The organism is Mesorhizobium sp. M1396 (assembly GCF_040317725.1).
In the GTDB taxonomy this organism is placed as follows: Bacteria; Pseudomonadota; Alphaproteobacteria; order Rhizobiales; family Rhizobiaceae; genus Mesorhizobium.
Window position 1 is genome coordinate 85077 of record NZ_JAMYLA010000008.1, and the last position, 20947, is coordinate 106023.

Sequence of the window (20947 nt, forward strand, 5' to 3'; positions counted from 1 at the left end):
CTCGACTTGCTTACCGGCGCCCTGTGGCGACGACATTGTAGATCGAGGCGTAAACGACACCCGCAAGCACCCCGACGATGCCAAGCCCGAGAACGCCGTAGAGAACTCGGACGGGGCTCATCGGCGCCGTAGACCTGACCGCGCTGAGGTCGAGCCCGTGCATGATGGCGCCGAAGAAATCGAGTGTTGCCTCTGGCCAGATAGCGACGGCCAAAGCGCAGAGCATGCTCATCAGGGCCGACGTCACGCCCAGCGCAATGCCGACGGACAGGACACTGAGTTTGTCCATGTCTTCCTCCTGTCATTTCGCGTGTTGCTTGAGCCATTCCTGCATGGCGGCTATCTCGGACTGCTGAGCCGTGATGATTTGATTGGCCCAAATCTTGACCTGATCATCCTTGCCGAATTGCAGGACCGACCGTGCCATATCGATGGCGCCCTGGTGATGAGGGATCATCGCCTGGACGAACGCGACATCGGGATCGCCGGCCTCGATGCCCCGCATCATCGGCGCGTCCATTCGTTTCATCGCCTCCATATAATTTCTGGAGGCCTCTGACATGTTGGCGGCGTCCATCGGCATGTTCGTCATGCCGCTCTGACCCTGCATCATCCCGCCTTGCCCACCCTGCATCATTCCGCCCTGCGTCATCTGCTGCATCATCGGCATCATTTGCTGCATCATGGGAGCCATCTTCTCCATCATGGGCATCATCTTCTGCATCGTGGACATCATTGCCGTGCACTGCTCGGGCGACCCGCCAGACATCGCCTCCGCGGCCGGTGCCGTTGTCGTGGTTTGTGGTGCGTCGGCCGCCGGATGGTGCGGATCTGTCTGAGCAAAAACCGCACCCGAAAGGGTTGCGCATACGGCAAGCGTGATCAATCGAAGGTGGGTTTTCATGGCTGTTTCCTTGTCGTTGATGTGAAAACCGACAGGCGAATTCAGGATGCGCAAGGCAGCCCGGATCGCCGCTACCGGTATGGTTTCGCGGATCGTTCGCTCGTTATGGGGACTTGATGGCACTGCTGGATTCAATAGTCCCGAGCACCCCGACGGCGCGATATCAGGCGAAGGTCTGGGGAGGTCGCAGGAGGGCCTCGGGGTCGATGCCCGTTGCCTGAAAAGCCTTGCCCGGCATGAAGCGGACGGCAACCGGCGCGTCGTGAAGAACGCCGCATTCGCCGGCGGAAATGCCTGCAGCACAACAGCCGGAGCCGGTCGAGTGCACGCAATCCAGGCAGCCATCACATGGCGCGCGATGGTTGTCTTGGTCTGTCAACGCGATGTGACCCATCACCTTGTGCAAGGCGCTCGTCGTGAGCGTCGCAACGTCAGTTGTGACGCCGGCATCGGCGCCAATTGCAGAAGCGGCAACGGCACCGCCCGCGATCAGGAGGATCACTGCCACCCATAACCGAAGCTGAGCCAACGCGATTTTCATGCATTCAGTCTAGCCCAACCGTGCGCCACCACTTTGATGCAAATCAATGCCGCGGCTCTGGGAGAGCGCCTAGTTTCAGCGAGCCTCTTTTCCCAGCTCTTCCTTGGGGAATGAACTGGAGCTGAAACCATGTCGGCAAAGCCGCGTTCCACCGAGACTCCCGTCAGGATAGAATCGCCGGCCGACCCTTCGTATTCATTTCGGCCTCATATGAGCGCTTCGTCATGGACGACGCTTGGTTCGAAAATGGACTACGAGTGCGACGCAGGCGAAGCTCGTTGGGTTGGCCCCAAGTTCGGATTCCATGGAACCGAAGGAGCACGCAATCCCGACGATCGAGCATCTAGAAGGTCAACCGAACAATGACGGACTGAATGGTGCGCGAACGCGTCCATTCGCTAGGGTTCGATAAGCGCGGGCGCGTCGCGATCCGGCGGCATTCCCAACCGGCAACGAGAGACAGGCATGACCCAGCACAAGACAATACCTATCCCCACCAGCCGGTTGTCCGAACACGAACTGAGTGACATCGATGCCTATTGGCGCGCCGCCAACTATTTGACGATTGGCCAAATTTACCTGCTCGACAATCCGCTGCTTCGCGAGCCACTACGGCTGGAGCACGTCAAGCCGCGCCTGCTCGGTCACTGGGGAACGTCTCCGGGCCTGAGCTTCATCTATACCCATCTCAACCGCGCCATACGGCTTCGAGACACGAACGTCATCTATGTCTGCGGTCCCGGCCATGGCGGCCCGGCCATGGTGGCAAACACCTATCTGGAGGGCACCTACAGCGAATTAAATCCCGACATTTCGATGGACGAGCAGGGAATGCGCAGGCTGTTTCGACAGTTTTCATTTCCAGGCGGGATTCCTAGCCACGCCGCTCCCGACGTGCCGGGTTCGATCCACGAAGGAGGCGAGCTGGGCTACGCACTATCTCATGCCTATGGTGCTGCCTTCGACAATCCTGATCTCGTCGTGGCCTGTGTCGTCGGCGACGGCGAGGCGGAGACCGGACCGCTTGCCACCGCATGGCATTCGAACAAGTTTCTCAACCCGGCACGCGATGGTGCGGTGCTGCCGATCCTGCATCTGAACGGCTACAAGATCGCCAATCCCACCATCCTGGGCCGCATTCCCGAAGAAGAATTGCGAGCGCTGTTCGTTGGCTATGGCTATGAACCGCTGTTTGTCGAGGGGCATGATCCGGTATTGATGCATGAGCTGATGGCGACCACGCTGGACGATGCGCTGGACCGTATCCGCGCGATCCAGCACGCCGCGCGCGCTGGTTCGGCGCCGGCGTCGCGACCAAAATGGCCGATGATCGTGCTGCGCAGCCCCAAGGGCTGGACTGGGCCGAAAGAGGTTGACGGGCTGAAGACCGAGGGCTTCTGGCGCTCGCACCAGGTTCCCTTGTCAGGCCTTGCCGAAAACCCGGCGCATCTGAAGCTGCTTGAGGAGTGGCTGAGAAGCTATCGACCTGAGGAACTGTTCGACGATGCCGGCGTCGCCATCGCATCGATCCGTGCCACCACGCCCGCGGCCACGCGGCGCATGGGATCCAACCCGCATGCCAATGGCGGCCTGCTGCGCAGGTCACTCGACCTGCCCGCGCTGCACGACCATGCGGTTGCGGTCGAACAGCCAGGTGCGGTGAAAGCGGAGTCGACGCGGGCCATGGGCAAGTTCCTGCGTGGCGTGATGGAACTGAACCAGTCAGCGAAGAACTTCCGCATCGTCGGGCCTGACGAGACCGCCTCGAACCGGCTTCAGGACGTATTCGAAGTCACCGAGCGCGCCTGGATGGAAGCGATCTTGCCCGAAGACATTCATCTCGGCCGCGACGGCAGGGTTCTGGAAATCCTCTCCGAGCATACCTGCCAGGGCTGGCTTGAAGGCTACCTGCTGTCCGGGCGGCACGGTCTGTTTTCCTGCTACGAGGCGTTCATCCATATCGTCGATTCCATGTTCAATCAGCATGCGAAATGGCTGGATGCCTCCCGACACATTCCGTGGCGGCGGCCGGTCGCATCCCTGAACTACCTGCTTTCGAGCCATGTCTGGCATCAGGAACACAATGGCTTTAGCCACCAGGATCCCGGCTTCATCGACGTCGCCCTCAACAAGAAGGCCGACATAGTGCGCGTCTACCTTCCGCCGGACGCCAACACCTTGCTTTGCGTGACCGATCACGTGCTGCAGACATGGAACCGCGTCAACATCATCGTCGCTGGCAAGCCGCCGTCGTGGCAGTGGCTGTCAATGGATAAGGCCATCGTCCATTGCAAGACAGGGATCGGCATCTGGGACTGGGCATCGACCGAGAATGGCGAAGAGCCGGACGTGGTCATGGCGTGCGCCGGCGACGTTCCGACCCTCGAAACGCTTGCGGCCGTGCAGATCCTCCGGCATCACGTCCCCGAGCTCAGGATCAGGGTGGTCAACGTCGTCGACTTGATGACACTGCAGCCCAAGGAGCATCATCCGCACGGGCTGCCAGATCGGGATTTCGACGCATTGTTCACCGCCGGCAAACCTGTCATCTTCGCCTATCATGGTTATCCCTGGGCCATTCATCGCCTGACCTATCGGCGCACCAACCACGACAACATCCACGTGCGTGGCTATAAAGAAGAGGGCACGACGACGACGCCCTTCGACATGACCGTTCTGAACGGCCTCGACCGGTTCCATCTCGTCAAAAGCGTGCTTGAACGCGTTCCGGAACTCAAGAGCGTTCAAGTCGGTCTCAAGCAGGCGATGGACAGCAAGCTGCTTGAACATCGAGCCTATATTCGCGCCCATGGGCAGGATATGCCGGAGATACTTGATTGGAAGTGGGATCAGGACCTGGATGTGGTGCAAATCCGCCCAGCTTGAGCCGATGCCGCGTCTTCAGCGAACTGCGTTGACAGCACATCGGACGGCTTCATGATTGACGCTATCCTCGTCCTGAACGGCGGTTCCTCCAGCCTGAAGTTCGCTGTCTTCGAGGCACGCGACGGCCTCCCCCCGCTGCTGCGCGGCAACATCGCCTCGCTTGGCGGACATCCGCAACTGAATGCCGAGGCTGCGGGTGACAGGCCGAAGATCTTCAGGAGCCTGGGCGATGGACCGATCGATATCGGCGAAGCATTCACTGCCGTAGTCTCCCTCCTTGCCGACCGCGATCTCCTGCGCCGCATAGACAGCGTGGGGCATAGGATCGTTCATGGCGGCCGCGACTTCACCCAAGCGACGCTTCTGGATGCGCCGGCGCTCGACGCACTCGCCCGACTCGAGCCGTTAGCGCCGATCCATCAGCGGATCAATCTCGAAATTGTGGCGCTGGCTGCCGATCTCCTCCCGCAAGCCATGCAGGTCGGATGCTTCGACACAGCGTTTCATTCAACCCGCCCGAGCCTTGCGAAGATCTACGGCATTCCACGCGCGATGACCGAGGCGGGTATCGTTTCCTATGGCTTTCACGGCTTGTCCTACAGCCACATCGCTTCGCGGCTGCGCGACCGCTATGGCGCTGGCGCCGGCGGCCGGGCAATCGTCGCCCATCTCGGCAGCGGCGCCAGCGTGTGCGCCATGGACGCCGGACGAAGCATTGCGACGACGATGGGGTTTTCGACGCTGGATGGCCTGATCATGAGCACGCGTTGCGGCGCGCTCGACCCGGGGATCATTCTCCACCTCCTGCAGGACAGGAAGCTGTCGGTCGGTGAATTGGTCGCACTGCTTTACGAGCAGTCAGGCCTGCTCGGCGTGTCGGGAATATCCGGGGACATGCGGACGCTCATCGGCTCGGACGACCCTGCCGCCGCCGAGGCGGTCGATCTATTCGTCTATCGCATTGGGCGCGAGATCGGATCGCTGGCCGCTGCCCTTGGAGGTCTTGATACGGTGGTGTTTACCGCCGGCATCGGTGAAAACGCGCCATCGATCCGGGAAAAGATCGGATTTGCTGCCGGCTGGCTTGGCGTCGGTATCGATCATGACCAGAATAGAAGAGGCGAGGAGATCATCAGCCTTGCCAATTCACGCGTCGAGGTTCTTGTAATCCCTACCGATGAAGAGAGAGCCGTTGCCAGCCAACTGCTCTCTGCGCCTTCGCCGAGGCGGGCAAGACCCAGCTTTGCCCTGCCGTCGCGGAGGAGACATTGACTTGCTTCCAGTCTCCGGCGTGGCGGAAGCCGCCATGGGCGAAGCCGCCGTCACGAGACAGCCACACCAAAACAGCACGCTACCAAAATAGCCGGCCTGAAGAAGCCTAAGCGGGACTCCGAGCCAAATCTTCCGGCCCCAATAAAAGTCCCGCCGGACCCTTGATCGCCAGAAAATGAATCCCAAGTGGGTACCAACCCGCTGGTCCGGGCCCCTCTGGTGAGAGCCTCGTACTCTTGCGATGTCGGACCGATTTTCTGACAGCTCGTGCCGACAGGGGATTGCCCTTGAGTTTCTCATTTTTGTTCGTCGAGTGGCTAGGAACGCCGCTGTGGATGTGGTCGAGCTTTTTTGTCCTCGTCATCGCTATTCTGTCGTTCGACCTTGGAATTCTTCACAGGCAGGACAAGGAAATCGGCGTCGGCGAAAGCGTGATGCTTTCCGGCCTCTATGTCACGCTCGGGCTCGCCTTCGGTGGCTGGGTATGGTGGTATCTCGGCTCCGACGCCGGCCTCGCCTATCTGACAGGCTTCGTCGTCGAAAAGACGCTGGCGCTCGACAATGTCTTCGTCATTGCCCTGATATTCTCATTCTTTGCTGTGCCGCGCATCTACCAACACCGGGTGCTCTTCTGGGGCGTCCTCGGCGTCTTGGTGCTGCGGGCCATCATGATCGGTGTCGGCGCGATGCTGGTCGCCGAGTTCGCTTGGGTTCTTTATATCTTCGCCGCGTTCCTGATTATCACCGGCATCAAGATGCTGATCGTCAAGGAGGCAGAACCCGACCTGTCGAAGAACGTCCTCTTCCGCTTCATGCGCAATCGCTTTAACGTCACCGACGAGCACCACGGCGAACGGTTTTTCGTCAAAAAGACGAATCCCGGGACGGGCCAGGCGAGCTGGTTCATCACGCCGCTCTTCATGGCGCTGGTGATGGTCGAGGTGGCCGACGTCATATTCGCCGTGGATTCCGTCCCTGCGATTTTCGCGATCACAACCGATCCGTTCATCGTCTACACCTCGAACGTCTTTGCGATCCTCGGCCTTCGCGCCCTCTATTTCGCGCTTGCGGCGATGATCCACCGCTTCCGCTACCTGAAGCCCGCGCTCGCTATCGTTCTGATCTTCATCGGCTCGAAGATCTTCGTCGCCGATCTCCTGGGCCTTGAGAAGTTCCCGGCCGCCTTCTCGCTCGTCATTACCTTTGCGATCATCGGCGCCGGCGTGGTCTGGAGTCTTGTCAAGACGCGGGATCAGCAGCGACAGTCTGCGCGACCGGGGCTGCAACGACGAACACCGTTAGCTAAGGAACAGCAAGGAAACAGATATGATTTCTGACTTCATCAGCTGGATTTTTGCCATGCTCGTCATCGGCCCCCTGGAAACCCAGATACAGGAACAAGCTGAGCGCGCGAGGCTTCCGGTGGAAATCGCTCGCCAGTCCCAGAACTGCCTGACGTCTCAGGGCCCGCAACTGATTGGGCGCGCCGCCGGCGACTACGGCTGGGCGGCGGTCACCGCCATCAACATAGCGATTGGCCGTACCGCGCCGGTGGAGCTTCTGGACAGCCAGGACCCGCAATGCGCAGCCCTTGTCCGCGCTCTGAACAGAGCTGGCGAGGATGCGTAAGGAACGGCTGCGTGCGTGAGATGTCCGATCAGGATGGGAACAGAAGACGTCAAACCAACAGGAGGTTTGGAACTGACGTCACGACACGGGAGGGACGCGATAAAGAGTCGATGTCTGGTCAAATTTCTCTAAAATCGAATCTGATATCCGAATTTCTCCCATAAGCGCATACAATCCCGGCGGGGGCGCGACCCAAAAAGTTCGAAAAGCTTCCAAGAACCCCAGCCATCCCTTTAAGGTCCGTTCCGGACACATGGGCTACGGTTTATACCGGAGACATGGGGGTAACACTTTTGGCCCGAAGGGTTTGGAGTGGCTCGAGCCTCCCAGTGCAAATCGCGGCAAACGGGGATCGTCACTTTGCACATGGTCTGAATAGTATTGAACATCTCCCTCTTTTCCATACAAGGTCGTCGAAGAATCGACCAAGAGGGGTGGCGGCTCAACATGGAACTTCAATGAACCTTCCTATCTTCGCCATCAACGTCGATCGCGAGACCGGTCGCTGGAGCGAATTGGTCGCCAGCGCCGAGGTGGCCGGCCTGACCTTGCAGCGCATTGCGGCCATCGACGGCCGCGCCCTCGCTAAGGAGGAATGGACGGAGATCGATCTTCCAACCGCGCGCAAGCTAAGCGGGCGCGACATTCTGGCCGGCGAATATGCCTGTTACCGCAGCCATATCCAAGCGCTGGAAACGTTCCTGGCCAGCGGCGGCGCCCATGGCCTGATTGTCGAGGACGACGTCCTCTTCAGCGAAAACACCATACCGCGCATCGAGGCCATCATCGCGGCGGTCCCGGATTTCGACGTCATCAAGCTGATCAACCATCGCATGAGCTTCTTCATGCGCGCCGTCGAGACGACGGAAGGCGACGAGATCGGTCGCGCGCTGCATGGCCCGCAAGGCTCAGCGGCCGCCTATCTGGTTACGCGGGAGGGGGCGCGGGGACTGTTGTCGGCGCTCGCCGTAATGAAAATGCCATGGGACGTCGCACTCGAACGATTTTGGGATACCGGCCTGAAAGTCTATTCGGTCCGCCAAAACGTGCTTGGCTTCGCCGCCAGCAGCAAGATTTCCGGCATAGCCGGTCCCTCGGGAAGCTACAAATTCGCAAGGCTTGGCGGGCCGAGCCGGCTACGCGCCGGGGCGTTGCGGGCCAGCGACGAGCTGCGCCGCCTGCATCACGTCCTGCTGCGGCCCCCTTTGCCGCGAGAAACCCCGGATTATGCCAGGGGCGCCGCGCCGCGCAACACCCTGCTTCTGTTGCTTGCGGCACTCGCTATTCTCGCCTTGGTCTCCGCGGTCTGGCGCGAGGCCGACACCTACCGCTATGCGGGGCTGGCGCTGGCCTTGGTCGCAGTCGTCCGCTGGTTCAGGGTGGACCTGTGGACCTACAGCAAACCGCTGATCGGTTGGGTCGGCGGTCTGTGCATAGGTTGGTCGCTCTATGTCTTCATCCGACTGGCGATCGTCTATTTCGGCACCCACCAGTTGGGTGGCGCCGAAGGCATTTACCTGTTTCCGCTGTTCTACGCGACGACCGGCTTCGCGTTTCTGCTGTTTGTCAGGCAGCCCGCGCGGCTCGTCCTCTGGTTCATGATCCTCAGTCTTGTCTTCCTGGCGGCGGACACCCCCTATTCGGACATGCTTCATGGCATCCAACCGGCGCCGCGGCTTTTCAACAATCCTATCCACGCGTCGGTGGCGGCCGGTTTCATCTTCCTTTGCACGCTACAATTCATGGCATACACAGCCCAAAGAACGGACCTGAGGAAAGCAACCAAGAACCTGCATTGGGCGCTGTCGACAGCCATCCTGCTGTTTGCCCTCGTCAACATCATTGGGATGCGGTCAAAGGGTGTCTGGCTTGCGCTTGCGCTGGTCCTGCTCTTGTTGGCGGTCATGACCCTGGCGAGAGGCCATCGCCGCGAACTGTTGGTTTCGGGTGGCGTTCTGGCGATCGTGGCGGCCGGCGTTGTAGCAACACACAACATCTTCTCGTCCACCGCCGGCGACACCATGATCTTCGCCAAGGCCCTGGTTCCGGATGTCTTGAGGCATGGCGTCCTCCCGGCCTTCGACCGCGCCATCGCGAGCGATACGGTTCCACTTGCAGCCAAGGAACGGCTGATGCTGTGGGCGGACGCGATCGAGATCTGGAAACGCCACCCGATCTTCGGAGCCAGTTCCAGCTGGCTGACCGAATGGGAGCACAGAACCTATCATCCCATGATCTTCAACGTCTTCCACAACGGTTATCTAGAGATTGCCGTGCGTTATGGTGTGGTCGGACTGGCGTTCTTCGCCTTTCTCTACACGTGGTCGGCCAGGCAGGTTCTGCTGGCCATGCGGGCCAAGCTTATCGCTCCGGCCGCATGGTCCTGCTACATCTCAACACTGGTCTTCTTCGCCCTAACCATCCTTACCAATTCAAACAACCGGCTGGCTATGGGTGAGGCTTTCATGTGGTTCGCCGCGGCGTTCGGCTTCTATTGTTTCTATGTTCGCCAGCAGAACAACCTTGTCGCGCCGCGAACCTATTTCTAGGCCAGACGGGCCGGCGTGGCGCGCGACGAGTCAGCTCGCCTCGCGCATCGCTTCGGCGGCCTGCAGGTCGACCGATACAAGCTGGCTGACGCCCTGCTCGGCCATGGTCACGCCGAACAGCCGGTTCATGCGGGCCATGGTGATCGGGTTGTGGGTGATTATGACGAAGCGCGTCTCGGTGGTGGCAGCCATTTCGTCCATGAGATTGCAGAAGCGCTCGACATTGTGATCGTCGAGCGGGGCGTCGACTTCATCGAGCACGCAGATCGGCGCCGGATTGGTCAAGAACACCGCGAAGATCAGCGACATCGCCGTCAACGCCTGCTCGCCGCCGGACAACAGCGTCATGGTCTGCGGCTTTTTGCCGGGCGGGCGGGCCAGGATTTCGAGCCCTGCCTCGAGCGGATCGTCGGATTCGATCAGCTGCAGCTCCGCCGTGCCGCCGCCGAACAGATGCGAGAACAGCCGCTGGAAATGGCTGTTGACGACGTCGAAGGCGGCAAGCAGCCGCTCACGGCCTTCGCGGTTGAGGCTCTGGATTGCTTGCCTGAGCTTGCGGATCGCCTCGATGATGTCCTCGCGTTCCGACACGATCGCCTCGAGCCGGTCGGAAAGCTCCTTCTGCTCTTCCTCGGCGCGCAGGTTGACGGCGCCCAGCCGTTCGCGCTCGATCTTCAGCCGATCGAGCTGACGCTCGATCTCGGCCATATCAGGCATCGGGCTGTCAGCCTCCAGACCGGTATGGCGGATGACCAGATGCGGCGGCGTGTTCAGCGTCTCTTGGATGCGTGCCTCGACCTCCAGCCGACGTTCGTCGGCCGCGGTCAGCCGCTCTTCGGCGCGAACGCGGGTCTCGCGCGCCTCGGCCAGGAACTGGATGGCGCCGGTGGCGGCCTTGTCCAGTTCGGATTGCCGGTTCTCGGCTTCCTGCAAACGGTCGGCCGCCGCCTTGCGCAAAGTCTCGGCCTCGGTGAGCTGCGACAGCAGCGCGCGCCGCTTGGCGTCGATTTCATCGGGCGCATCCGCCAACCGCTCGCGTTCGGCCTCGGCTTCGGCCTTGCGTTCGCCAAGCGATGCGATCTGTGTCGAGGCGTTTTCAGCCCGCTCCAGCCAGTTGCCGCGCTCGGCGCCAATGGCATCGAGCCGGCGCGCGCGCGCCTCGGCTTCGCGCCGCAGACCCTCGTGCACCGCACGCGCATCGGCAAGCGTGGCGCGGTCGCGGGCAACATTGGCCGAGGACTGTTCGAGCTCCAATTGCAGGTCGCCGAGATCGGGCGCGTCCTGCAGCAGCATTTCCGCCTCGGCGAAGGCCGCCGAGGTCTCCTCATGGCTGTCGACGATGCGCGCACGCGCCTCATCCAGTGCGGCGCGGCGGCTCTGCAATTCGCCGCCGGCCCGTTCGGCCTCAGCCAGCGCATTGCGGGCAGCGTCCAGCCGATGCTGGGCTTCACGACCGGCCTGGCGCGCATTGCGCTCGGCCTCGCTCGCCAGGCGAAGCGCCTGTTCGGCCTGCGCCAACGCTTCTTCGGCCTGACGCAGGACAAGCGTCGCCTGTATCGCCTCGGCATCGAGCTCGGCCAGCCGGTTCTTCTGCGCCAGCCGCTGTGCGGCGGCGGTCGGTGCGTCGGCACTGGCGGTCAAGCCATCCCAGCGCCACAGCGCGCCCTCGCGGCTGACCAGCCGCTGGCCGGGAGCAAGAAGGGCCTGCAGGCGGCGGCCATCGCCTGATACAACGATACCGATCTGCGCCAGGCGGCGGGCGAGCTGTGCCGGGGCGTGAACCACGCTTGCAAGGCTCCTGACGCCCTCGGGCAGAGCCGCGTCGCCGGGCTGGATTCCGCTTTCGCCCCAATGCACCGGCGCGCTGCGGTCGAGCGGCACGTCGAGGTCTTCGCCAAGGGCCGCACCAAGCGCCGTCTCGAAACCGCGCTCGACGCTGATCTGTTCCAGCACGGCCGGGAAAAGGTCGCCGCTGGCGGCATTGAGTATCTTGGCCAGCGTGCGCGCTTCCGTCTCGATCCGCGCCAACTCGGCCCTGGCATCCTGAAGCGGCGGCCGGGCAGCGCTTTCGGTGGCGCGGGCATCGATAACCGACTGTTCGGCCTCCAATACGGCAGCCTCGGCTTCCTCCAGCAGCGCCATGGCCTGTTCGACCAGCACGCGCTTCTCGGCCGGATCCGGCAGGCCGGCGACCTTGGAGAGTATCTCCGACAATTCGCGGTCGACGTCGGCAAGCTGACGCGCGAAGCGGTCGCGGCGCTCGGCGGTGTCGCGCAGCGTCCGTTCGATCTGGTTGCGCGCGGCGGCGGCCTCTGCCCGCTCGGCGGTCAGCGTGGCGAGCTTGGCTTCGCTTTGCGAAAGCGTCGATGCCGCCTGTTCGAAGGCGGCGCGGGTGCTCGCCTCGCGCTCGGCGGCACCGGCATTTTCGGAATTGAGCGTGGCTTCCTCGGTGCGCAGGCGTTCGAGGATGTCCGCATTGTCGCGAACCATGCGCTCCTCACGGGCGATGTCGCCGTCGAGTTGCTGCAGCCGGCGCTCGAGTTCGCTCTGACGGGCACGGATACGGCCGGCTTCCTCCTCGATCTGCGACTTGGCGATCGACAGGCGCTGGAAGGCAGCGGCCGCGGCGGCTTCCGCGTCGCGCAGATCGGGCAGGCGGTGAGCGCCGATGCCTTGCTCGCGGGCGGCGGCCATCTGTGCGGCGGCACGGTCGCCGACAAGTGCCGTGGCAACGGCAAGTGCCGAGCGCGCATCGCCCTCCTGGGTCTTGGCCAGCGTCCAGCGCAGATGCAAGAGCGTTGCTTCGGCCTTGCGGATATCGGCCGACAGGTTCTTGAAGCGGGAGGCCTGGCGCGCCTGGCGCTTCAGGCTTTCGATCTGGCTTTCCAGTTCGCCGACGACGTCGTCCAGCCGTTCGAGGTTCTGCTCGGCCGCCTTCAGCCGCAGCTCTGCCTCATGGCGGCGGGTGTGCAGGCCGGAAATGCCGGCCGCCTCTTCGAGAAGGGCGCGGCGCGCCTGCGGCTTGGCCTGGATCAGTTCGCCGATACGGCCCTGACCGACCATCGACGGCGAACGCGCGCCGGTCGACTGGTCGGCGAACAGAAGCTGCACGTCCTTGGCGCGCGCTTCCTTGCCATTGATGCGATAAAGCGAGCCCGCCTCGCGCTCGATGCGGCGCGACACCTGCAATTCGTCGGCATCGTTGAAGGCCGCGGGCGCCGAGCGATCACTGTTGTCGAGGAAAAGCGTGACTTCGGCGGTGTTGCGTGCCGGGCGCGTGCCCGAGCCGGAAAAGATGACATCGTCCATGCCGGACGCGCGCATGTTCTTGTAGGAGCTTTCGCCCATCACCCAGCGCAGCGCCTCGACCAGGTTCGACTTGCCGCAGCCATTCGGCCCGACAATGCCGGTCAGTCCGCGTTCGATGACGAACTCGCCGGGCTCGACGAAGGACTTGAAACCGAGGAGGCGAAGGCGCGAAAACTTCATTCGCGCCGCCCATTAAGAGGGTTTGCGCGGTTTTGCAAAAGGAATTCGCGGCACGACAAGAAGCCGCGCACGCCGGAGCGCCGCAGCCTCAGTGCTGACTGGACATCAGAGCAGAGGGTCGATGATGGCCGACATTTCCTCAATCGACATCGCCCCTTTGTAGGTCTTACCGTTGATGAAGAAGGTCGGCGTCGAGTCGACCTTGAATTCATTAGCGCCGCGCTTCTGGACCGATCTCACATCGTCCAGAAGTTTCTGGTCCGTCAAGCAGGCCTCGAAGGACTCCTGTGTAAAACCGGCGAGCTTCGAGATTTGCAGCAGCGCATCCTTGGTGTTCTGAACGCCAACCCAGTTCGCCTGCTGCCTGAACAGGACGTCGACCATAGGGTAATAGTTATCCTTGGCGCAGCGCGCCAGCATGAAACCGGCTTCGGCACTCGGATCGAACGGGAATTCGCGCAGGATGTAGCGCGCCTTGCCGGTGTCGATGTACTTGGTCTTCAGTTCCGGAAAGGTGGTCTCGGCGAAATGCGCGCAGTGTGGGCAGGTCATCGAGGCATATTCGACGATGGTAACCTTAGCGTCGTCCTTGCCAAGCTGCTTGTCGGGCAGCGCACCCGGCTTCATCAGTTCCGCCATATCCACGGTGCCCTGGGCTTCCGGCGCGGTTGCGGCGGCCGGCGTGGCGGGCTTCGCGGGAGTGGCAGGGTTCGCGGGCTTCACATCCGCGGCCTTGGCTTCCTCGCTGGAGTCGCTGCAGGCGGCGAGCAGGGCGACCGCCGGAATGGCGGCCAGCGAAGACAGGACGTTTCTGCGAGACAAGCTTTGGCCGAACGGGGGACGGTTCATACGAATCACCTGACAAGGGTTGGATTTTGCAATGCAAAGGCACGAAAAGGCGAGAGTTGGCGCGAATTAAGGCATCTCCATCCCCAATCCAATCGCGAAACCTGACAAGGGCGATCACGAATGCGAGATATTGACGACAAATCCATGACGTTCTTCAGGGGGTCTATGACTTCCTCTCCCCGATAATGGTCGCGCCAAGTCTTTCCAGCGAGGCGCGCAACTCATCATTGTCGACAAGGCCGACAGTGCCGGACAATTTCGTCTTCTCGGCCGCCGTCAGTGGCCTGAGGGCCGGTCTGCGCCTTCCCTTGTCGGCTGTCACCGGCTTCTGCAGGATCCGGATGCGGCTGATGGCGGTGAAACCGAGGAAGGCGTTGACCCGGTTGATGATCTCGCCGGTCTCGTGCTGCAGATGAAGCGCCGCCATGCCTTCGCAGGCGATGACCAGCACCGCCGGCTCGAACGGATCGTCCTCATGCATGCGGCGCGGCCACTGGATTTTTTCGGGGCGCGAGTGGCTGGCCAGCCGTGGCCCGGCAATCTCTTCCCATGACTGGACGAGGCCGATCGAAATGCCGGCCCGCTTGCGCAGCACCGGATCGAGGATCTTGGTCGCGAGATCGCTGACCGGGACGGGATTGCCGTAGGGCGTTCTCCCTGCCATGTACGTTCTCCAGCCACAACCTTCATCAGTATCGGCCAAGGCCAATTCCCGATCAATGGCACCAGCAGACCAGACCCGCAAGACCGCATCCCGAGATAGCAGCCCAGTCGCATCTGGAGATAGCGACGATATCGCATACCGCCTGCTCGGCTGGTATGATGTGCATCATCGCGAGCTGCCGTGGAGGATCACGCCACGCGAGCATGCGCGGGGCGTGAGGCCCGATCCCTATCGCATCTGGCTGTCCGAAGTCATGCTGCAGCAGACCACGGTCGAAGCGGTGAAGGCCTATTTCCGGGTTTTCGTCGAGAAGTGGCCTGACGTCGTGGCACTGGCCGCGGCGCCGACCGAGGACGTGATGAAAGCCTGGGCCGGGCTCGGGTACTACTCCCGCGCCCGCAATCTCAAAGCTTGTGCCGATCTGGTGGCCCTGCGTGGCGGCCGGTTCCCCGACACCGAGACGGGGTTGAGAGAACTGCCCGGCATCGGCGCCTATACGTCGGCGGCCATCATGGCAATCGCCTTCGACCGCCCTGCCGCCGTGGTCGATGGCAATGTCGAACGCGTCATCTCCCGGCTGTTTTCGATCACGACGCCGCTGAGCGAGGCCAAGCCCGATATCCGCGCCCATGTCCAGCGCATGGTGCCACGGACAAGGCCGGGCGACTTCGCCCAGGCGATGATGGATCTCGGCGCCACGATCTGCACGCCGCGCCGACCGCGCTGCATGCTGTGCCCGCTTAGCGAAGACTGCAGCGCGGTCGTTTCAGGCGATCCCGAGCACTTCCCAGTGCGCCTGCCCAAGGCCGACAAGCCCCTGCGGCGCGGCGCAGCCTTCGTCGCCGTGCGGGGCGACGGTGCCATTCTTCTGCGCAAACGGGCGGAGAAGGGCTTGCTTGGCGGCATGACCGAGGTGCCGACGACAGGCTGGACCGCGCGGATCGATGGGGGCACGACGCAAGCGGCCGCGCCTTTCCCTGCCAACTGGCGGCGTGCCGGCCAGATTGCCCATGTCTTCACGCATTTCGCTCTCGAACTCGAAGTCTTTCACGCCCACATCAAAGGTGATGCGCCGGAGGGGCATTTCTGGTCGCTCGCCCACGAGATTTCCGGCGAGGCGCTGCCCACTGTCATGAAAAAGGCAATCGAGGCTGCGATACCCGGCGCGACGAAAAAGCCGTCGCCACACCATGCAAAGAGGCCCCATGACTGAAATACGCCACATCGTTTTCGACATCGGCAGGGTGCTGATCCACTACGATCCCAACATTCCGTTCAACCGCCTCATTCCGGATGCCGAGGAGAGAAGGTGGTTTTTCGACAATGTCTGCACGCATGACTGGAACATCGAGCAGGACCGCGGCCGGACGTGGGAAGAGGCCGAGGCGCTGCTGATCGCGGACCATCCCGATCACGCGGAAAACATCCGCGGTTTCCGCCGCCACTGGCACGAAATGGTGCCGCACGCCTATGACGACAGCGTCGCCATCATGCTCGGCCTGATCGAGGGCGGCCACGACGTGACCATGCTGACCAACTTCGCCTGCGACACGCTGGCCGAGGCACGCGAGCGCTTCGATTTTCTCGACCGGCCACGCGGCGTGACCATTTCCGGCGAGATCGGCATGATCAAGCCGGATCGCGGCATTTACGACCATCACGTCGCCGCATTCGGCCTCGAACCGGCCGCGACGCTGTTCATCGACGACAGCCAGAAGAATGTCGACGGCGCCAAGGCTGCCGGCTGGCAGTCGGTGCTGTTCACCGATGCGAAGACGCTTCAAGCCGATCTTGAGCGTCTCGGAATCAAGGTGTGATTCCAGCGATCCGTTGAACCTTTGAACCAACGGAATTCGAAACCATTGGCAGGGGCTCAGGCCCCTGCCCGCTCCATGCCAAGCCGTGCGATGCGGCGAAGCTCGTCGATCGGGGTGAGGCCGCCGCTGCGCTCATAGTGCCAGAAGGTCCAGCCGTTGCAGGCATCCAGCCCCTGCACTTCGGCGCCGATCTTGTGGATCGAGCCGGCGCTGTCGCCGATCGCCACCGTGCCATCGGCGCGCACCTTGGCGGCCCAGCGCTTTTTGGCGTCGTAGAGCGTCGCGCCCGGCATCATCAGCCCGGTGTCGATCAGGCTGACGAAGGCAACGCGCGGCTCGGCTCGCTTGCCGGTAAGCACGGTGAGATCCGCACCGTCCAGCGGCCGCACCGCATCGATGCGCTCGTTGGCGGCGTCGATATAGGCCTGCTCGCGTTCGATGCCCACGAAATGGCGGCCGAGGCGTTTTGCGACCGCGCCGGTGGTGCCGGAGCCGAAGAAGGGATCGAGCACGATGTCGCCCGGTTTGGTCGAGGCCATCATGATGCGGGCGAGCAGCGCTTCCGGCTTCTGCGTCGGATGCAACTTGTCGCCATTGTCGTTCTTCAGCCGTTCGCCGCCGGTGCAGATCGGAAACAGCCAGTCGGAGCGCATCTGGATGTCGTCATTGGACGCCTTCATGGCTTCATAGTTGAAGGTATAGCCCTTGCCCTTCTGGTCGCGCGAGGCCCAGATCATCGTCTCATGCGCGTTCTGGAAGCGGCGGCCGCGGAAATTCGGCATCGGATTGGTCTTGCGCCAGACCACGTCGTTGAGGATCCAGAAGCCGAGATCCTGCATCTTGGCGCCGACCCGGAAGATGTTGTGATAGGAGCCAATGACCCAGATGGTGCCGTTGGGCTTCAGGACCCTCCGCGCCGCCAGGAGCCAGGCGCGGGTGAAGGCGTCATAGGCCTCGAAACTCTCGAACTGGTCCCAGTCGTCATCGACGGCGTCGACCTTCGACTGATCAGGGCGGTGCAGGTCGCCGTCGAGCTGCAGATTGTAGGGCGGATCGGCGAAGATGACGTCGATCGACTTTTCGGGCAGCCGGTCGAGCGCGGCAACGCAATCGCCCTTGAGGATCGTGTCCAGCCATTCGGATTGCTGGGGAGCATGGGATAGCTCGTCGAGAAGACGCACGGCAGACATTCTGACACCCAAGGCACGCGTTACTGTTTACTCTCCGTTATGGTTACCGATCAGCGTAAATATTCGGTGAAGACTGCAGAGTTTGCGAAGGTGGCCCTGTTGGTGTATGCCGCGCCGCCTGAGCCTCCCGAGCCCCCTTCATCCTCCCATTGTCCGGATCACCATGCCCCAGCCAGACCTTGTCATCTTCGATTGCGACGGCGTGCTCGTCGATTCCGAAATCATCGCCGCTCGCGTCGAGGCGGAACTGCTGACCTTGGCCGGGTACGAAATCTCCGCGGAAGAGCTCGCCGAGACCTACGCTGGTCTGACGTTCAAGGACATCATGATGCGGGTCGAGGAGAAGTCCAGCATCCCGTTCCAGGTATCGTTGATCGACCGCGCCGAAGAGCTGGTCGACCGTAAATTGCGCAGCGACGTACGCGCCATCGATGGCGCGCGCGAGGCAGTCGCCGCGGTGACCATGCAGCGTTGCATCTGTTCCAATTCACGCTCGGAGCGGATCGAATTCATGCTGGAGAAGGTTCACCTGATGCCCTTCTTCAAGGACCGCATTTTTTCCGCGATGGAAACACCGACCGGAAAAACCAAGCCTGCCCCAGACGTGTTCCTGTTCGCGGCGGAGAAACTCAACGCAAACCCGTCGAACACGTTCGTCATCGAGGATTCCGTGCACGGCGTCCACGGCGCCAGGGCGGCCGGCATGCGGGTGATCGGCTTCACCGGCGCCACCCATAGCTATCCCGGCCATGCCGACGCGCTGACCGAGGCCGGCGCCGAAACGGTGATCCGCCGATGGGCGGAGCTGAAAAGCGTGATCGCCGCGCTGTCGGAATGGTCGGACGCCTGAGAAGCGTGCGCCGCGACGCACGCCTCGTGCAACTGCCGCGATCAAGTCTAGTTCGTCGCGGCAGCTCTCTTCCTGTGGGTCTTCTTCGGCTTGTCCGTCGTTGCCTTCGGCGCGTTTTCATCATAGCCGGCAAAGGCCTGATAGTCCTGCGCCGTCGGCTCGGGCACGACGACATTGGAATCGGTGAAGACGAACTGGGTGGCGACCGAGGGGTCGGTGACCTGGACCTGATACTGGTGAAGCTGCGAGTAAAGGACCTCGGTGCCATGCATCACGGCGGTGCGGATCGGCATGGTGATGGTGCCGGGCGAGAATTTCGGTCCCGGCACGATTTTGCCGGCGACCGCGATCTTCATCGTCAACTGGCCGTTGGCACGGCTGCAGTCGCGTGTCACGTCGCTGACCGATGCCTGGTAGATGATGTTCGCCGACTCGTCGGGCGGAGTAGCAGCGGCGGCGGCGGCCTCAGCCTGGGCCGCGGCGTCCTGCGCGGCGTCTCCCGTCTTCTTGAGCCTGGGCTTGGGCTTCTGGGCGTCCTTGGAATAGGTGTTGTAGAATGCCGTGCCGTCTCGCACCGTCACCCTCGGACAATAGGCCTGCAGCTGGCTGGCCAGTATTTTGGGATCCTGCGGCGGCGGTGGCGCGGTTGGGTCCTTCTTGCCGATGCCAAGGTTCAGGATGCCATTGTCGCCCGATTGGCAGCCGGCGGCGGCAAGCATAAAGCCGGTGAGCGCAAGACCCGCCAAAAAGTGACCACTGAATGTACGAAACGCCATGAAACTGCACTTCCCTCTCGCAAAGCTGGTGACGTATATCAACCGCGCGGCAAAAATGCGACTGAGCCAGCGCGGAAATTAACCACCTTGCGGTGGACGGAAAAGCCAAGCAGTAACGGATTTGTGACATGCAATATGTGAGTACCCGCGGGGAAGCCCCCGTTCTTGGATTTTCCGACGCCGTGCTGGCTGGCCTGGCGCGCGACGGCGGGCTCTATGTGCCGCGCGAGTGGCCGCAGTTTTCCGCGGCCGATATCCGCGCCATGCGCGGCCTTGCCTATCCCGATCTTGCCATCCGCGTGCTGTCGCCGTTTCTCGGCGACGAAATCCCCGCACCCGTCTTCGAACGCCTGGTGCGCGAAGCCTATGCCACCTTCCGCCACGAGGCCGTCTGCCCGCTGGTGCAAACCGGCCCCAACACCTTCATCCTGGAGCTCTTCCACGGGCCGACGCTCGCCTTCAAGGACGTGGCGATGCAGCTTCTGGCCCGGCTGATGGACCATGTGCTTACCGAACGCGATCAGCACGCCACCATCGTCGGCGCCACCTCGGGCGATACCGGCGGGGCGGCAATCGATGCGTTTGCCGGGCGCAGCCGCACCGACATCTTCATCCTTTTCCCGCACGGTCGCGTCTCGCCGGTGCAGCAGCGGCAGATGACGACATCGACGGCTGAAAACGTCCACGCGCTGGCGATCGAAGGCAATTTCGACGATTGCCAGGGCCTGCTCAAGGACATGTTCAACGATCATGGCTTTCGCGACCGGGTTGCGCTTTCTGGCGTCAATTCGATCAACTGGGCCCGCATCATGGCCCAGATCGTCTATTATTTCTCCTCGGCGCTGTCGCTCGGCGCGCCGGACAGGCCGGTCTCCTTCACCGTGCCGACCGGCAATTTCGGCGATATCTTCGCCGGCTACGCAGCCAAGAAGATGGGCCTGCCGATCGAACGGCTGGTCATCGCCACCAACGACAACGACATCCTGGCGCGGACCTTCGCGACCGGCGAATACCGCACCAAAGGCGTCTTTGCGACCACCTCGCCGTCGATGGACATCCAGGTGTCGTCCAATTTCGAACGCTTGCTGTTCGAGGCCTCAGGCCGCGACGCCGCGACCGTGCGACGCTACATGGACGGCCTGAAGCAGTCCGGCGCTTTCACCATCGAACCCCAGCAAATCGCCGGGATGCGGTCCGATTTCGATGCCGGCCGCGCTGATATGGACGAGGTCGCCGCCACCATCCGCTCGACGCTCGCGGCCAGCAACTACCTGCTTGATCCGCACACCGCGGCAGCCGTGCATGTCGCGGCGGGCAAGGCGTCAGGCGCCGTGCCGATGGTGGTGCTGGGCACCGCCCACCCGGCAAAGTTTCCGGCCGCCGTCGAAGCAGCCAGCGGCGTGTCGCCCGCACTGCCCGCATGGCTAGGTGGGTTGATGACGTCGGAGGAAAAATACACGGTACTTCCATCCGACCTGAAAATGGTGGAAGATTACGTCGGCCGCCGTGCACGGGCGGCGCGTTAGGGAGT

17 protein-coding genes are annotated in these 20947 nt (G+C 62.4%); 9 read left to right on the forward strand and 8 right to left on the reverse strand.

The annotated features are described in order from the left end of the window. Positions 1 to 10 precede the first annotated feature (10 nt). The 3 genes from NKH02_RS07215 to NKH02_RS07225 all read right to left on the reverse strand — a co-directional run bounded on the left by NKH02_RS07215 (position 11) and on the right by NKH02_RS07225 (position 1445). On the reverse strand, positions 11 to 289 hold the full coding sequence (locus NKH02_RS07215) for a DUF5676 family membrane protein (RefSeq protein WP_352877504.1): 279 nt from the start codon (positions 287 to 289) through the stop codon (positions 11 to 13). Between the two features lie 12 nt (positions 290 to 301). After that, the gene (gene copM, locus NKH02_RS07220; protein WP_352877506.1) at positions 302 to 904 is read right to left on the reverse strand and encodes a CopM family metallochaperone; all 603 of its coding nucleotides are present in this window, start codon (positions 902 to 904) and stop codon (positions 302 to 304) included. 163 nt (positions 905 to 1067) lie between these two features. Then, positions 1068 to 1445 carry a hypothetical protein gene (locus NKH02_RS07225; RefSeq protein ID WP_352877509.1) on the reverse strand — a complete coding sequence of 126 codons (378 nt, stop codon included), beginning with the start codon at positions 1443 to 1445 and terminating at the stop codon, positions 1068 to 1070. 465 nt (positions 1446 to 1910) lie between these two features. On the opposite strand from NKH02_RS07225, the gene NKH02_RS07230 reads away from it, so the two are divergent. The 5 genes from NKH02_RS07230 to NKH02_RS07250 all read left to right on the forward strand — a co-directional run bounded on the left by NKH02_RS07230 (position 1911) and on the right by NKH02_RS07250 (position 9781). Further along, on the forward strand, positions 1911 to 4331 hold the full coding sequence (locus NKH02_RS07230; RefSeq protein ID WP_352877512.1) for a phosphoketolase family protein: 2421 nt from the start codon (positions 1911 to 1913) through the stop codon (positions 4329 to 4331). A gap of 51 nt (positions 4332 to 4382) precedes the next feature. Further along, positions 4383 to 5603: an acetate/propionate family kinase gene (locus NKH02_RS07235; protein WP_352877514.1), complete on the forward strand. Its 1221-nt coding sequence runs from the start codon at positions 4383 to 4385 to the stop codon at positions 5601 to 5603. Between the two features lie 287 nt (positions 5604 to 5890). Beyond that, entirely contained in the window at positions 5891 to 6940 is a 1050-nt protein-coding gene (locus NKH02_RS07240) for a TerC family protein (protein WP_352877517.1), read from the forward strand. After that, entirely contained in the window at positions 6930 to 7232 is a 303-nt protein-coding gene (locus NKH02_RS07245) for a hypothetical protein (RefSeq protein ID WP_352877520.1), read from the forward strand. Before NKH02_RS07240 ends, NKH02_RS07245 begins: the two co-directional genes overlap by 11 nt. 458 nt (positions 7233 to 7690) lie before the next feature. Beyond that, positions 7691 to 9781, forward strand: coding sequence for an O-antigen ligase family protein (locus NKH02_RS07250; protein ID WP_352877523.1), 2091 nt, complete (start codon positions 7691 to 7693; stop codon positions 9779 to 9781). Between the two features lie 30 nt (positions 9782 to 9811). Here NKH02_RS07250 and smc read toward each other — a convergent pair whose 3' ends face one another. The 3 genes from smc to NKH02_RS07265 form a co-directional block, all read right to left on the reverse strand. Further along, positions 9812 to 13270: a chromosome segregation protein SMC gene (gene smc / locus NKH02_RS07255; RefSeq protein WP_352877526.1), complete on the reverse strand. Its 3459-nt coding sequence runs from the start codon at positions 13268 to 13270 to the stop codon at positions 9812 to 9814. 105 nt (positions 13271 to 13375) lie between these two features. Then, positions 13376 to 14119 carry a DsbA family protein gene (locus NKH02_RS07260; RefSeq protein WP_352877529.1) on the reverse strand — a complete coding sequence of 248 codons (744 nt, stop codon included), beginning with the start codon at positions 14117 to 14119 and terminating at the stop codon, positions 13376 to 13378. Between the two features lie 163 nt (positions 14120 to 14282). Continuing rightward, complete coding sequence (locus NKH02_RS07265; RefSeq protein WP_352868822.1) at positions 14283 to 14783, reverse strand: DUF721 domain-containing protein; 501 nt, start codon at positions 14781 to 14783, stop codon at positions 14283 to 14285. A 55-nt stretch (positions 14784 to 14838) separates the two neighbouring features. Here NKH02_RS07265 and mutY point away from each other — a divergent pair, with 55 nt between their 5' ends. After that, the gene (gene mutY, locus NKH02_RS07270) at positions 14839 to 15996 is read left to right on the forward strand and encodes an A/G-specific adenine glycosylase (RefSeq protein ID WP_352877531.1); all 1158 of its coding nucleotides are present in this window, start codon (positions 14839 to 14841) and stop codon (positions 15994 to 15996) included. Continuing rightward, positions 15989 to 16600 carry an HAD family hydrolase gene (locus tag NKH02_RS07275; RefSeq protein WP_352877534.1) on the forward strand — a complete coding sequence of 204 codons (612 nt, stop codon included), beginning with the start codon at positions 15989 to 15991 and terminating at the stop codon, positions 16598 to 16600. The genes mutY and NKH02_RS07275 overlap by 8 nt, the downstream gene beginning before the upstream one ends. Positions 16601 to 16656: 56 nt before the next feature. Here the strand turns inward: NKH02_RS07275 and NKH02_RS07280 are convergent, their stop codons facing one another. Next, positions 16657 to 17790: a site-specific DNA-methyltransferase gene (locus tag NKH02_RS07280; protein ID WP_126068412.1), complete on the reverse strand. Its 1134-nt coding sequence runs from the start codon at positions 17788 to 17790 to the stop codon at positions 16657 to 16659. 163 nt (positions 17791 to 17953) lie between these two features. Here NKH02_RS07280 and NKH02_RS07285 point away from each other — a divergent pair, with 163 nt between their 5' ends. Beyond that, positions 17954 to 18640, forward strand: coding sequence for an HAD family hydrolase (locus tag NKH02_RS07285; protein ID WP_352877536.1), 687 nt, complete (start codon positions 17954 to 17956; stop codon positions 18638 to 18640). 47 nt (positions 18641 to 18687) lie between these two features. On the opposite strand, the gene NKH02_RS07290 is transcribed toward NKH02_RS07285, so the two are convergent. After that, entirely contained in the window at positions 18688 to 19416 is a 729-nt protein-coding gene (locus NKH02_RS07290; RefSeq protein WP_352877539.1) for a hypothetical protein, read from the reverse strand. A gap of 128 nt (positions 19417 to 19544) precedes the next feature. Here NKH02_RS07290 and thrC point away from each other — a divergent pair, with 128 nt between their 5' ends. Next, positions 19545 to 20942: a threonine synthase gene (gene thrC / locus NKH02_RS07295; RefSeq protein WP_352877542.1), complete on the forward strand. Its 1398-nt coding sequence runs from the start codon at positions 19545 to 19547 to the stop codon at positions 20940 to 20942. Positions 20943 to 20947: the final 5 nt, after the last annotated feature.

Excerpts from the sequence above, each read along its gene's own strand:
- NKH02_RS07215 (WP_352877504.1), bottom strand. The coding sequence starts at position 289 with ATGGACAAACTCAGTGTCCTGTCCGTCGGCATTGCGCTGGGCGTGACG.
- NKH02_RS07235 (WP_352877514.1), top strand. The coding sequence starts at position 4,383 with ATGATTGACGCTATCCTCGTCCTGAACGGCGGTTCCTCCAGCCTGAAG.
- NKH02_RS07275 (WP_352877534.1), top strand. The coding sequence starts at position 15,989 with ATGACTGAAATACGCCACATCGTTTTCGACATCGGCAGGGTGCTGATC.
- NKH02_RS07285 (WP_352877536.1), top strand. The coding sequence starts at position 17,954 with ATGCCCCAGCCAGACCTTGTCATCTTCGATTGCGACGGCGTGCTCGTC.
- NKH02_RS07230 (WP_352877512.1), top strand. The coding sequence starts at position 1,911 with ATGACCCAGCACAAGACAATACCTATCCCCACCAGCCGGTTGTCCGAA.
- thrC (WP_352877542.1), top strand. The coding sequence starts at position 19,545 with ATGCAATATGTGAGTACCCGCGGGGAAGCCCCCGTTCTTGGATTTTCC.
- NKH02_RS07245 (WP_352877520.1), top strand. The coding sequence starts at position 6,930 with ATGATTTCTGACTTCATCAGCTGGATTTTTGCCATGCTCGTCATCGGC.
- NKH02_RS07280 (WP_126068412.1), bottom strand. The coding sequence starts at position 17,790 with ATGTCTGCCGTGCGTCTTCTCGACGAGCTATCCCATGCTCCCCAGCAA.
- mutY (WP_352877531.1), top strand. The coding sequence starts at position 14,839 with ATGGCACCAGCAGACCAGACCCGCAAGACCGCATCCCGAGATAGCAGC.
- NKH02_RS07250 (WP_352877523.1), top strand. The coding sequence starts at position 7,691 with ATGAACCTTCCTATCTTCGCCATCAACGTCGATCGCGAGACCGGTCGC.
- NKH02_RS07225 (WP_352877509.1), bottom strand. The coding sequence starts at position 1,445 with ATGAAAATCGCGTTGGCTCAGCTTCGGTTATGGGTGGCAGTGATCCTC.
- copM (WP_352877506.1), bottom strand. The coding sequence starts at position 904 with ATGAAAACCCACCTTCGATTGATCACGCTTGCCGTATGCGCAACCCTT.
- NKH02_RS07265 (WP_352868822.1), bottom strand. The coding sequence starts at position 14,783 with ATGGCAGGGAGAACGCCCTACGGCAATCCCGTCCCGGTCAGCGATCTC.
- smc (WP_352877526.1), bottom strand. The coding sequence starts at position 13,270 with ATGAAGTTTTCGCGCCTTCGCCTCCTCGGTTTCAAGTCCTTCGTCGAG.
- NKH02_RS07260 (WP_352877529.1), bottom strand. The coding sequence starts at position 14,119 with ATGAACCGTCCCCCGTTCGGCCAAAGCTTGTCTCGCAGAAACGTCCTG.
- NKH02_RS07290 (WP_352877539.1), bottom strand. The coding sequence starts at position 19,416 with ATGGCGTTTCGTACATTCAGTGGTCACTTTTTGGCGGGTCTTGCGCTC.